Origin of the sequence: Psychrobacter maritimus (assembly GCF_904846345.1) — a bacterium.
GTDB lineage: Bacteria > Pseudomonadota > Gammaproteobacteria > Pseudomonadales > Moraxellaceae > Psychrobacter > Psychrobacter maritimus.
This window is the reverse complement of the sequence record NZ_CAJHAJ010000001.1, coordinates 224,922-236,922: the sequence shown is the minus strand read 5'-3', so window position 1 is coordinate 236,922 and position 12,001 is coordinate 224,922. Positions and strand designations below refer to the sequence as shown.

Here is a 12,001-nt window from a genome sequence, read left to right as displayed (position 1 = left end):
TTGGTATGAGTAATGAGGAGGCTGCTAGTATCATAGCCAAACTCTCCTCATCTTTTATGTCTTATTATTATAAAGTCAGGCTTAACTTAACCTTTAATAAATAAAGTGGTCTTTATCTGATATATTAAAAGCTGTATATAGAAAGTATATAAAGATTTAGATATATCAGATAAATAAATAGCCTTTACACTAAACGCGCGCTGGCAAGTTCCGTCAATTGATATAGCCCTTGGCGGTAGCGATTATCAGGTAAGCTGCTAAGCGCTTGCTGGGCAAGTTTGGTCTCTTCTAATGCGCGCTGCTTACAGTATTCAAGCGAGCCTGAATGACGTACCAGCTCGATAAGCTGCTCAGCGTTTGGTGTTTTACCAGTTTGCACGGCGATACGTAACTGCTCATAGCCTGCGGTATCGCTGTCTTTTAATAGCTCAAGCGCTTTGATGGTTGGCAGCGTTGGTTTACCTTCCGCCAAATCGTCACCGAGATTTTTGCCCATCAGCTCGCTATCGCCACTATAATCGAGCACATCATCAACGATTTGGAAAGCATTACCGAAATGCTGACCAAAATCAGCCAATGCTTGCAGGTGCTCAGTTTTATTTTGCAAAATAGCCGCGCCTTGGGTCGCCATCATAAATAAGCGTGATGTCTTTCCATCGATGATATTTAGATAATCGGCTTCAGTGGCTTCAGGATTGTGCTGATGCTGTAGCTGTAACACTTCGCCCTCGGCGATATCACAGGTACCATCTGAGAACACTTGTAATAACGGTAAGCTCTGAAACCCAACCAGTAAGTTAAAGGCGCGAGCAATCAGATAGTCACCGACCAGCACTGCCGTGGCATTATCCCAAGTAGCGTTTGCGGTTGGCTTACCACGACGCTGACCTGATTCATCAATCACATCATCATGGACTAAGGTTGCGGTATGCAGCATCTCAGTAATCGCCGCCAAATGCATCGCTTGCTGCGACGGCTCATCATTAAACATCCGCGCGCATAACAAGGTAATGAGCGGGCGCATACGTTTGCCGCCAGCATTAATCACATGCTGCGAGACGCTCATGACCAGTTGAACTTTGGAATTCAAACTGCCAAAAACTTGCTTGTCCATAATATCAAAATCATCAGCAACGATGCTTTGAATATCGGCATAGCTTAGGGTGTCAGCATGGTTGGGTTCAGCATTGCTTGGCGTGCTTGCTAAGTTAGTTAAGGGTGTGGTTGATGCTGCAGCGGCGTTAGATAAAGAGTTACTGGTCATAATGAGTCGTCATACCAATGAAAATAAAAGAGGGTTTGGATAGCGGTCTATCTATTTATAGTAAGTGCTTATTGCAAGTATTGATAGTAAGGCTATCGTTTGACGCATAATAGCATAGCTATCTGGGTCAATTGTTGATTTAAGTATAGCAGAATGCAGGGCTGTCTTTATATTTAGCCGTCTGTTTAGCCCTATATTTTGATATATTGGTCGTCTAATTAAACAATAATGGATGGATGTTTATTAAGCCATTTAGCGTATCGATTGGAATTTATTCACCAGAATTGAGTAATAATAAGCCAATATTTACAAAAAACTGTAAGTAACTGATTATATAAGTTATAATAGCCGCTGTTGGATTTTAACCAATGATGGTTTGATGTCTTATACTTGAATAAAGATGGTGGTCTTAACAGCGGTGGTTTATACCCTTGTTAATCAATCACATCATTTTTATATATAAGTATAGACAAACATTTGAGCCAGTATTATTGGTATTACCACCTGAGCAAAACAAGAGATGCGGCTTGCTTTTATGAGCAAAAAGCCGTAAAATCTTGCCTTTAATTTTTCCCTGTCGTGTTCGTCGTAAAAGCGTTGGTATGATATCAGCCACGGCACACGGGTTAAACGGAGTCATACAATGTACGCAGTAATCAAAACTGGTGGTAAACAGCACCGTGTAGTCGTCGATGAGTTGCTTAAAGTTGAACTACTAAAAGCAGAAAAAGGCGAAACAATCAAGTTTGAAGACGTGTTGATGGTTGTTGACGGTGAAACTGTCAAAATCGGTCAGCCTGTCGTTGAAGGCGCTAGCGTAGAAGTTGAAGTGGTTGAACATGGTCGCGGCGAAAAAATCCGTATCATCAAACACAACCGTCGTAAGCATTATCACAAAGAGCAAGGTCACCGCCAATGGTATACCTTGTTAAAAATCAAAGCTATTAATGCCTAATTATTCACTTAGCAATTACTGCTAAATAGCGCACCAAATGCTTAAGAGTTGTCGCATTAGCGATAAGTCACATTAACAAGGAGATTTTCTCATGGCACATAAAAAAGCTGCCGGTTCGAGCCGTAACGGTCGTGATTCAAACCCAAAAATGCTAGGCGTTAAAATCTTTGGTGGCCAAGCTATCACAGCTGGTAACATCATCGTTCGTCAACGTGGTACAGAATTCCACGCAGGCGAAGGCGTTGGCATGGGTCGTGACCATACTTTATTTGCACTAAATGACGGTGTGGTAAAGTTTGCGACCAAAGGTAAATTCAACCGTCGTTATGTTATGGTTGAAAGCGCATAATTGCCCATCTGGGTTATTTCAATCGAAGATTAAAATAGCTTGATGACTAAAAAAAGCCCTTATTACCGTTTGGTAGTAAGGGCTTTTTTATGGTGCTGGTTCTTTATTAAAAGCAGATTATTAAAAGCAGATTATTATAAATAGTAGGTCATGACATTAGCAATAGCTCGCAAACTGCTTTTAAATAACACTAATTCATATATAAAACAGACAACAAATAACAGTGAATGCTATGTAACGCTACTGGTTACAAGCGTGTATGGCAGCGGTAGTAATGATTGCAAATCATGACTAGGCGCGTAATAAAAAAACTGGCACACTGTCTGCATTGTTTAATCACATCAGTTTAAGTTTATTGATTCTGAACTGACAATCGTGAGATAAGCACTTATTGAAAACAAAAATTTTAATTAAAACGTTTTATCTTTATGCTATTTTGCATTTAAAAGAGGATTTATAATGACTTTATTAACCAACAAAACAACTTTAAAACAAAAAATAATGAGCGGTGCTTTAGCGGGTGTATTGATGACCTCACTTGGTGTTGCCGCGCCGATGATGGCTTTAACGCAATCGGCAACGGCTGCTCCGGCTGATAATCTGACTGCCGCCAAACGCTTAAACAAGCTATTAAGTAATACCAAAAGCATGACGGCTAACTTTAGCCAAACCACCAAAGGCGCAAATAGTGGTACCTTTACGGGTACGATGAGCGTCCAGCGTCCAAATAACTTCCGCTGGGAAACCAAGTCGCCGTCAGAGCAGCTGATTGTGGCAAATGGCAGCTCGATGTGGGTTTATGATAAGGATTTGGAGCAAGCGACCAAGCAAAATGTCGATAGCCAAGTGGGTAATACCCCAGCACTACTATTGTCAGGTGATCCAAGTAAAATTGATAAGAACTTTAAAATCACTCAGCCATACGCCAATAAAAACTACTATGTATTATATCCAAAGTCAGAGAGTGCCAGTTTTAAGAGCTTATCGATGAGCTTTAGCGGTGGTAAGCCTGTGATGATGGTATTGAATGATAGTTTAGGACAAACCACGACGATTAAGTTTAGTGGTATCAAAATGAACCCAAGTATCGGTAGCAGTCAGTTTAAATTTACGCCACCAAAGGGCGTTGATATTATTAATCAATAATTATTAATCAATAATCAGTACTGTGAATCTAACCGTACTTATTTAAAAAAACTGGTTTAAAAATTTGCTTTAAAAACTGGTTTCAAAAAAAGGACAAGCCTATTCGGTTTGTCCTTTTTTATGGGAGTAAGAATAATGTGCAGGTTTTATTTTAAGCTATCTAAGAGAATGCTTTGATGCTAAGAGAGCGCTTTGATGGCTTCCATATCTGGCAGTGCGGGCAGCTCATCTAGATTGGTCAATCCAAACGCATCTAAAAATTGCGGCGTAGTATGTAGCAGTGCAGGGCGACCCAAGGTTTCTTTGTAACCTTTCTCTTCAATCCAACCTTTATCAAATAATTGGCGCAGTATATTACTCGATAGCGTCACACCGCGCACGTGCTCGATGTCACCGCGTGTCACTGGCTGCTTATAGGCGATGACACTCAACGTTTCAAGCAGTGCTTGGCTGAGGCGTTCTTGTCGCTGCGGGAATACACGCTGAATTAACGGACTATAGCTATCTGCGATTTGTAGCCGATAACCACTGGCCGTCTCATGTAAGGTCAGTACACCAGCATCTAGACGTTGTTGTAATATCTCCAACGCTCGCGCAAGCTCGTTAGTATTTAACGATAACTGCATCTTTAACACATTAGCCGTAAGGGGCGCTTCAGAGGCGTGCAGGAGCACCTCGATATGCTTGCTCATCTCATCTAAGTGTCGCTGCTGCGTATCTGTCATTGCACATATTCTCTATTAAAGACCATTAAGCATTAAGCCAGCCACTGTAACGTTAACTGCCCTATATGGCTGTTTTCTGCAAACTCATCGTCAGCAGCAGTATCGTGACCTTTTAAATCAGCGTTTATAACACCAACCAACTGCCTTTTCATTAGCTCTAAGACTGCGACAAAGCTAACCACCACACCTATCTTACCTTGAGTTTTATCTAGTAACTCATAAAAAGAGTGCGCGCCATCCGTGCTTAGCTGCCTACTAATACTGGCAATACGGTCGGAAAGGGGCACGGCATCAACTTTTATGGTGTGCATCTGATAATCAGGCTGCAGTTGCATTTTAAATAAGCTATCAATCAAAAGGTTCGGCGAGTAACTGGGTAATTCCGCATTCATAACGTCTTGACTGGGCATACTGACCATCGCTAAAAACACATCGCGCTCAAGACGTACCAGATTGTCCAAACGCTGACTGGCCACTTTAATTTGCGCATATTCTTCAAGGCGCTCAATCAGCTCAGCTTTTGGATCACGCTCATCGCTCGGCGTTTCGGGCTTTGGTAGCAGTAGCTCGGTTTTAATCGCAATCAAGGTTGATGCCATCAGCAGATAGTCACCGGCCAATTCAAAATGTTCGGTGTCCAGTTCACTGATATAAGCCAAATACTGCTCCGTAATTGGCAATATCGGCATTTGGGTCAGATCAACGTTGTTTTTTTTGACCAGATATAATAAAAAATCCAATGGTCCTGCAAACTGCTCTAACCAAATGGCAAACGCTTGCGGCGGCACATATAAATCTTCTGGTAGATGCTGCACTGGCGTCTGATAAATACGCAGCGCCATATCATTAACAACTAAATGTTCGTGTTGGCCATCATGCTCGCCATTGCTATCTATAAGCTCAGAGTTTTGATACGCGCCTACAAGAGAAGCGGCTTTTGTTAAAGCCGCTGGTTGATCTGTTAGCTCAGTCTGCACGCTTAGCATCCGCTTTGATTACGATAAGTTAAAGCAGTCAAAGACTTACTTAAGCTTAGCAAGTGGACGGATACCAATGGCACGACGAGTCTTATCTAGTTGCTTACGACTATGGCGACGGGCTTTTTCTGCGCCCATTTGTAAGATTTCTTCCAGCTCTTTTGGATTTGCCATAAGTTCTTCATAACGTGCGCGGAATGGAGCAATCTCGCTATTGATTTTGTCAAACAGGGCTTGCTTAGCATCACCCCAGCCAATACCTGCGGCATACTGCGCCCGCATATCGGCAATCTCGGTAGGCGTCGCAAAAGCTTTATAAATCTCGAAAATAGCTGAATCATCAGGGTCTTTTGGCTCAGCCGGTAACTGCGAGTTGGTCACAATTTTCATGATGGCTTTATGCATCTGTTTTTCGGCGCTGACTTGCGGATTAGAATCACCAAATAATGGGATGGTATTGCCATAGCTCTTGCTCATTTTGCGTCCATCAAGACCCGTCAGTAGTGGGATATCGTCATCTACAACCGCAGATGGGAGCGTAAAGAGGGGTTTATAGCGATGGTTAAAGGTACCTGCAATATCACGGGCCATCTCGACATGCTGAATCTGGTCTCGACCAACAGGCACATGCGTGGCGTTGAACATCAGGATATCGGCTGCCATCAGTACAGGGTAGCCAAATAGACCCATATTGATACCTTGGTCAGGATCGACATCTTCTTTTTGCATATTGATGTCGACTGCCGCTTTATAAGCATGCGCGCGGTTCATCAAACCTTTGGCGCATGAGCAGTTTAAAATCCAGGCGAGCTCTGGTATTTCGGGCACATCTGATTGACGGTAAAAGGTCACACGCTCAGGGTCAAGACCACATGCAATCCAAGTCGCTGCAATGGCCTTGGTCGATTCATGAATAATAGTAGGGTCATAACAGCCGATAATGCCATGGTAATCTGCTAAAAAGAAAAACGCTTCGTCGTCACTGTTTTGGATAGACTGAATCGCTGGACGAATCGCGCCAACGTAATTCCCTAAATGTAAAGTACCAGTCGGTTTGATGCCGGTTAGGATACGTTTACTTTCTATTTTAGCTGCGTCTGTAACTGCGTCAGTTTGGGTGCTCATGAAAAATCCATTGTTTTGTTTCTCACGTTATTATTGATATCAGTGAGTTATTGGTGTAAATGAGTTATTAATATAACTGAGTTAATAATATAAATGATATGCAGAATAAAAATATCAGCTGCAAAGTATAGCAAATTTCGTCGCGATGTTATTGCCAAAAAAGGCTACCGATAGATATCAGTACGACCATCAGGGCCGTTTTTAAAGCGGCGATGGAACCACATCCACTGGGTCGGGTCGATACGAATCAATCCTTCTAGCACTTCATTAACGCGCGTTGCATCGGCAATCTCGTCATCACTTGGATAGTTATCTAGCTCTGGCGTAATGGTTAAATGATAATGCGGACGTTTGCCCTTTGGTAGGCTATCTGGCGTTTGCCGATAGGTATGCAGTGCCATAAGTGCGGGCGGATGCTGTTTGTCGCCTAGTTTGGCCATACGCCGTGAGGCGGTAATAGTCGCTGCTGGCACACCAAAAAATGGTGCCATGACGCCTTGTTTTAACCCGTAATCTTGGTCGGGTGAGTACCAAATAACATGGCCTGCTTTAATCGACTCAACAAAGCTACGCATGTCCCTACTGGCTATTTGCTTACTTAATATATTGGTGCGTCCATTATAGATAAACAAATCGAGCAAAGCGTTATTCTGGGGACGATACATGCCATCCATAGGAAAAAACTGCGTACATAGCATACCGCCAAGATCGAGCATCGTATAATGTGCCCCAAGCAAAATCACAGGACGACCTTGGTTTTGGGCATTAACTAAGTGCTGTAAGCCTGAGATAGAAACCGTACGCGTGAAAATATTGGGACGAAACCAAGCGCATAGCGTTTCAAACACCCCAATACCTTGATTGACAAAAACTTGCTTTGCCATCAGCTCGCGCTCAGCTTCGGGCTTTTCTGGAAAGGCCAATCTTAAGTTAATCAAGGTATCACGTCTGCGTGAGCTTGCTACTTTGTAGATTAAAATACCCAGCTTACGACCCAGCCAAAACTGCCAACGTAATGGCAGATATATCATCGGTAGAAAGATCGCCAAGACTAGCCAAATACCCCAATATTTGGGCAATAAAAACTGCCATTGAAAGGGTTTCTTATCCACTTGCGCCGTTTGCTTATGCGTTTGCGTAATCGTTGGCGTGCCGATAGGGATAGCAGGTGACTTAGCCATTTTGCTATGTTTATTGTTATGCTCACCGGCCGTCGGTGTTGGCATATCGGTTTTTGCGGGCTTACTAGGGTCGTATTGTTCGGGGGCTTTCATAATGAGGACAAGGTAATAAAAGTTATGATTATGATGGGGCAGTGAGCGCGGCTTTGCAAGGTGATTTATGCACAAAAACTGGCACAGCTAAAAACCATCATTCAAAAATCCTCGCTAAAAACTGTCGCTAAAAAAGCATGGTTAAAATAATCGTTAAAAACCAGCCATAAAAAAACCTTATAAGCTGTGACCAGCTTATAAGGTTTTGCAAATCTATTCTTTTGCTTAATACTGCTATAGCGACTCTGAGATAAAGCCGGCAGCAGTAAAAAGCAAAGAGATAGCTTTGATTAACGTTTCGAGAATTGTGGACGTTTACGTGCTTTACGTAGACCCAGTTTCTTACGTTCAACTTGACGTGAGTCACGAGTAACAAAACCAGCTGCTTTTAGAGCAGGTTTGTTAGACTCATCAAGCTCAATCAATGCACGCGTGATGCCGTGACGGATTGCGCCAGCTTGACCACTAATACCGCCGCCTTTTACAGTGATGTAAAGGTCATAAGCAGTAGGGGTGTCAAGTAATTCTAAAGGCTGACGAACAACCATACGCGACGTTTCGCGGCTGAAATACTCATCAAGTGGTTTGCCGTTAACAACGATAGCACCAGTACCTTTAGCTAAAAAGACACGAGCGGTAGAAGTTTTGCGACGACCAGTTCCGTAATTGCGTTCCATAAGTATATCCTTAGATGTCTAGTTCTTTAGGTTGCTGAGCTTCATGTGGATGTTCGGTACCCGCATATAGTTTCAGCTTTTTGATCATCGCGTAGCCAAGAGGACCTTTTGGAAGCATACCCTTAACCGCTTTGTGTAGAACATCTTCAGGCTTATGTGCAATCAGCTTGGTGAAGTTGGTTTCTTTAATACCGCCTGGGTAACCACTGTGACGATAGTACTTTTTATCTTGTGCTTTTTTACCCGTTACCGCGATTTTCTCTGCGTTGATAACAACGATAAAATCACCAGTATCTACGTGAGGCGTATAACAAGTTTTATGTTTGCCACGTAAGCGTGTAGCGATTTGAGTAGCTAAGCGACCAAGGGTTTTGCCGTCAGCATCTACGACATACCAGTCATGGGTCACTTCAGCTGGTTTTGCACTAAGTGTTTTCATGATAAAACCTTAAAATTAGAATTCGTTGAGAGTTTAGCTGGGAACGGGGCTCTCAAAAAACAGACTGCACATTATAAGCAGTAGCGCCTACGCTTGCAAGCTGCATTGGGGTTTATTTTCGCCTTATATACATTAAACTGCAGCGTTGGCCAGTTTTTTAGCGGTTTTAAACATTTGTAAAATTTGTTAATCGTTTTTATTAACCAGACAATTATGACGATGATAGACGATAAAGTCCAGCGACAACTTGTCCAACTTTAGTCTGTTTTAGGCACTCAAAACCTATGATGCCTTGCGTTGTCTCTGCTTGAGGCTCAGAGTTCTCGTTAAGACTGGCTACCAATTGATTCAATTGAAGGGTTAAATCTTTATCCGCTTCTAAGTAAATCAGCGTTTCTGTGGTGATTAAGGACTGTTTTATCAATGCCGTTAAAATTGGCTGCCATAAGTCTTGGGCATAAGGTGGGTCGATAAAGACGATATCAAAATGATGAGGAAGGGTTTGGTTTTGGGTCAGTACTTGCTCAGCTGTGCCTTGAACGATTTGATAATTAGCGGTATCGAGGCGTAATTGTTCGGCGCTTTGGCGCAGCATGTTGCTTTGTGCCGGATTTATTTCGATAAAGGTGGTATGCGCCGCGCCACGTGATAATGCTTCGAAGCCTAAAACACCGCTGCCAGCGCAGCTATCAAGCACTTGGGCGTCATGAATATCGGCAATCAACCAATTAAATAAGGTCTCACGCAGGCGGTCTGGGGTCGGACGCAAGCCTTCGGCATCGATAAAGCTCACGCTACGGCGCTTAAACTGACCACCGATAATACGTACATCACCAGCAGCACTGTTTTTTGTTTTTGCTTTAAGCGTTTTTTTAGGCTGTCGCGTACTGGATGTTTTTTTCATAGCGCTTTCTTATTAACCCTGTTATTAACCATCTTATCAACCGTTTTATTGACTCACGCTATCATCACTCAGAGGTAGCAGCGGTCGTAGTTGTTTCCGCACCTTGCGCTTCTGCTTGCTCTGCGAGCGCCTGTTCTTTATCACGTACCGCATCACGCATGGCTTTTTCAAACGCTTTTTGCCGTTTAATGACTTTTAATTGATCGGCAGTAGGCGGCAAAATAGGGTCGGTTTTACGCTGTAACATCCAATAATCAAATAAGGCACGACCGATAGGAGCCGCAACTGCACTGCCGCCGCCGCCGTTTTCGACCAATACCGCAAGGGCGATTTCTGGTGCTTCAACAGGAGCAAAACCATTAAACCAAGCATGATCCCAGTGGCGTTTATCAAGGGCGGCTTTATTATAGCTTTTACCTTGGGCAATCGATTTTACCTGTGCGGTTCCGGTTTTACCAGCAATGCGATAGCGCGGCGTATAAATACCACGCCCTGTACCTGCTTTGATGGTGTCTTCCATCGCATCGTGCATGCGCAACCAGTCGGATGGTTTACCGTTGTATTCGATTTTGCCATCAGGCTTGGTAATCACGTCGACCGCTGCTGCCCCATCGCTGCTTTTTAATAAATGCGGGGTGATATGATAGCCCTTATTGGCGGTCATGGCGGTGGCATTGGCAATCTGTAACGGGGTGGCCAAGAAATACCCTTGTCCGATGCTAACAGAGATGGTTTCACCCGGTAGCCAGCCCTTGTCATAAGTGTCTTTTTTCCATTTTGGCGAGGGCATAATGCCTGATTTTTCATTGGGTAGGTCAATACCCGTTTGTTCGCCAAAACCAAAGCGTACCATCCAGTCGTGCAAGCGCTGAATGCCCATCTCGTATGCCAATTTATAATAATAAGTATCGACCGACATTACGATAGACTTTTTCAAATCCACCGTACCGTGTCCGCCTTTTTTCCAGTCACGAAAACGGTGTGAATCACCGGGCAGACTAAAATAGCCGGGGTCATAAATGGTGGTTTCCCAATCACGTAAGCCGTAATGAATACCGCCTAAACCTTCAAAGGGCTTAATTGTTGAGCCGGGCGGATAGGTGCCTTGTAGCGCGCGATTATAGAGCGGCTGATCAAGGTCTTCTCGCAGGTCACCATAATCTCTAAAAGAGATACCGGAAATAAAGGGATTGGGGTCGTAGCTTGGATTACTGACGAACGCCAACACATCACCATTTTTTGGGTCGATGGCGACGATGGCGCCGCGGCGACCATCAAGCTGCTGCTGAGCAATGGTCTGCAAGCCATAATCTAAACTTAGAGTGATATCATTACCGGCGATTGGCGCTTTGGTATCGAGCTGGCGTATGACATTGCCGTGCGCATCGGTTTCTACGGACTGATAGCCTGGTTGCCCAAGTAAAATATCTTCATAAAAATCTTCAATGCCAATCTTGCCGATAAGGTCGGTGCCGGCATAGCGATCTTTATTGATTTGCTTCGATTCTTTATCGTTAATCCGTCCGACGTAACCAATCACATGAGCAAACAGCTCGTCATAAGGATAAGAGCGCGTGAGCTTGCTCTGAATACTGACGCCACGAAAAAAGGGTTTTCGCTCACTAAACTGTGCCAATTGTGCTTCAGTTAAATCAATCTTGATGGTCACAGGGTCATTTTTGGTTTTGCTTAAGCGAGCCAAAATATCAGTAATATTTTCATCTGTTAAATCAAAGATAGGCGCGAGCAAATTTAGCGTACGTTCTGGGTCTTCGACTTCATCAGGGCTCAGCATGGCAGTAAATACTGGCTGATTGTCCGCAAGGATAACGCCATTACGATCGTAAATATAACCGCGACTGGGCGGCGCAGAAATCAGCTTAATGCGATTGTTATCGGCTTGGGTGGTGTACTTATCGTGGGCATAGACTTGCAGATAACCATAGCGCGCAATCAAAGCCGTCAAACCCAAAAACATGCACAGCCCAAGGATAATAACGCGGCTGGTAAAAATGCGATTAACCTGTTCGGTATCGGGAGTGAGCGGTTTGTTCATATAAAGTCAGTACCCGGACGGTCAGTGAATCGGTCGTTTATGAATTGATAAGTTGATAATGAATAAATCAATAACAGTTAGTGAGAAATAGAGGGCGCTAGATTGATGCA

The 12,001-nt window shown here is 43.6% G+C and carries 12 protein-coding genes; 3 read left to right on the top strand and 9 right to left on the bottom strand.

What is annotated here, in order from left to right:
* Positions 1 to 184: 184 nt before the first annotated feature.
* Entirely contained in the window at positions 185 to 1,114 is a 930-nt protein-coding gene (locus tag JMX50_RS00885) for a polyprenyl synthetase family protein (RefSeq protein WP_201619809.1), read from the bottom strand.
* Positions 1,115 to 1,907: 793 nt separating this feature from the next.
* Here JMX50_RS00885 and rplU point away from each other — a divergent pair.
* The 3 genes from rplU (at position 1,908) to lolA (ending at position 3,714) form a co-directional block, all read left to right on the top strand.
* On the top strand, positions 1,908 to 2,219 hold the full coding sequence (gene rplU, locus JMX50_RS00880; protein WP_144297745.1) for a 50S ribosomal protein L21: 312 nt from the start codon (positions 1,908 to 1,910) through the stop codon (positions 2,217 to 2,219).
* A gap of 91 nt (positions 2,220 to 2,310) precedes the next feature.
* Positions 2,311 to 2,568, top strand: a complete 258-nt coding sequence (rpmA, locus tag JMX50_RS00875) for a 50S ribosomal protein L27 (protein WP_055123782.1) — start codon at positions 2,311 to 2,313, stop codon at positions 2,566 to 2,568.
* 459 nt (positions 2,569 to 3,027) lie between these two features.
* On the top strand, positions 3,028 to 3,714 hold the full coding sequence (gene lolA, locus JMX50_RS00870) for an outer membrane lipoprotein chaperone LolA (RefSeq protein ID WP_201628086.1): 687 nt from the start codon (positions 3,028 to 3,030) through the stop codon (positions 3,712 to 3,714).
* A 179-nt stretch (positions 3,715 to 3,893) separates the two neighbouring features.
* On the opposite strand, the gene scpB is transcribed toward lolA, so the two are convergent.
* From scpB to mrdA, 8 genes are all read right to left on the bottom strand, one after another.
* Positions 3,894 to 4,439 carry an SMC-Scp complex subunit ScpB gene (gene scpB / locus JMX50_RS00865; RefSeq protein WP_201628085.1) on the bottom strand — a complete coding sequence of 182 codons (546 nt, stop codon included), beginning with the start codon at positions 4,437 to 4,439 and terminating at the stop codon, positions 3,894 to 3,896.
* 32 nt (positions 4,440 to 4,471) lie between these two features.
* Positions 4,472 to 5,281 (bottom strand): segregation and condensation protein A, encoded by an 810-nt coding sequence (locus tag JMX50_RS00860; protein ID WP_201628332.1) that lies wholly within the window; start codon positions 5,279 to 5,281, stop codon positions 4,472 to 4,474.
* 180 nt (positions 5,282 to 5,461) lie between these two features.
* Positions 5,462 to 6,541, bottom strand: coding sequence for a tryptophan--tRNA ligase (locus tag JMX50_RS00855; protein ID WP_201565198.1), 1,080 nt, complete (start codon positions 6,539 to 6,541; stop codon positions 5,462 to 5,464).
* A 164-nt stretch (positions 6,542 to 6,705) separates the two neighbouring features.
* Positions 6,706 to 7,815 (bottom strand): lipid A biosynthesis acyltransferase, encoded by a 1,110-nt coding sequence (locus JMX50_RS00850; RefSeq protein ID WP_201628084.1) that lies wholly within the window; start codon positions 7,813 to 7,815, stop codon positions 6,706 to 6,708.
* Positions 7,816 to 8,105: 290 nt separating this feature from the next.
* Positions 8,106 to 8,492 carry a 30S ribosomal protein S9 gene (gene rpsI / locus JMX50_RS00845; RefSeq protein ID WP_183620735.1) on the bottom strand — a complete coding sequence of 129 codons (387 nt, stop codon included), beginning with the start codon at positions 8,490 to 8,492 and terminating at the stop codon, positions 8,106 to 8,108.
* A 10-nt stretch (positions 8,493 to 8,502) separates the two neighbouring features.
* Positions 8,503 to 8,931 (bottom strand): 50S ribosomal protein L13, encoded by a 429-nt coding sequence (gene rplM / locus JMX50_RS00840; protein ID WP_183620736.1) that lies wholly within the window; start codon positions 8,929 to 8,931, stop codon positions 8,503 to 8,505.
* A gap of 211 nt (positions 8,932 to 9,142) precedes the next feature.
* Complete coding sequence (gene rsmD, locus JMX50_RS00835) at positions 9,143 to 9,835, bottom strand: 16S rRNA (guanine(966)-N(2))-methyltransferase RsmD (RefSeq protein ID WP_201628083.1); 693 nt, start codon at positions 9,833 to 9,835, stop codon at positions 9,143 to 9,145.
* Between the two features lie 64 nt (positions 9,836 to 9,899).
* On the bottom strand, positions 9,900 to 11,891 hold the full coding sequence (gene mrdA / locus JMX50_RS00830; RefSeq protein ID WP_201628082.1) for a penicillin-binding protein 2: 1,992 nt from the start codon (positions 11,889 to 11,891) through the stop codon (positions 9,900 to 9,902).
* Positions 11,892 to 12,001 lie beyond the last annotated feature (110 nt).

What these genes read in the sequence shown, in the direction of transcription:
- JMX50_RS00885 (WP_201619809.1), bottom strand. Translation starts at nt 1,114, where the DNA reads ATGGACAAGCAAGTTTTTGGCAGTTTGAATTCCAAAGTTCAACTGGTC.
- rplU (WP_144297745.1), top strand. Translation starts at nt 1,908, where the DNA reads ATGTACGCAGTAATCAAAACTGGTGGTAAACAGCACCGTGTAGTCGTC.
- rpmA (WP_055123782.1), top strand. Translation starts at nt 2,311, where the DNA reads ATGGCACATAAAAAAGCTGCCGGTTCGAGCCGTAACGGTCGTGATTCA.
- lolA (WP_201628086.1), top strand. Translation starts at nt 3,028, where the DNA reads ATGACTTTATTAACCAACAAAACAACTTTAAAACAAAAAATAATGAGC.
- scpB (WP_201628085.1), bottom strand. Translation starts at nt 4,439, where the DNA reads ATGACAGATACGCAGCAGCGACACTTAGATGAGATGAGCAAGCATATC.
- JMX50_RS00860 (WP_201628332.1), bottom strand. Translation starts at nt 5,281, where the DNA reads ATGGCGCTGCGTATTTATCAGACGCCAGTGCAGCATCTACCAGAAGAT.
- JMX50_RS00855 (WP_201565198.1), bottom strand. Translation starts at nt 6,541, where the DNA reads ATGAGCACCCAAACTGACGCAGTTACAGACGCAGCTAAAATAGAAAGT.
- JMX50_RS00850 (WP_201628084.1), bottom strand. Translation starts at nt 7,815, where the DNA reads ATGAAAGCCCCCGAACAATACGACCCTAGTAAGCCCGCAAAAACCGAT.
- rpsI (WP_183620735.1), bottom strand. Translation starts at nt 8,492, where the DNA reads ATGGAACGCAATTACGGAACTGGTCGTCGCAAAACTTCTACCGCTCGT.
- rplM (WP_183620736.1), bottom strand. Translation starts at nt 8,931, where the DNA reads ATGAAAACACTTAGTGCAAAACCAGCTGAAGTGACCCATGACTGGTAT.
- rsmD (WP_201628083.1), bottom strand. Translation starts at nt 9,835, where the DNA reads ATGAAAAAAACATCCAGTACGCGACAGCCTAAAAAAACGCTTAAAGCA.
- mrdA (WP_201628082.1), bottom strand. Translation starts at nt 11,891, where the DNA reads ATGAACAAACCGCTCACTCCCGATACCGAACAGGTTAATCGCATTTTT.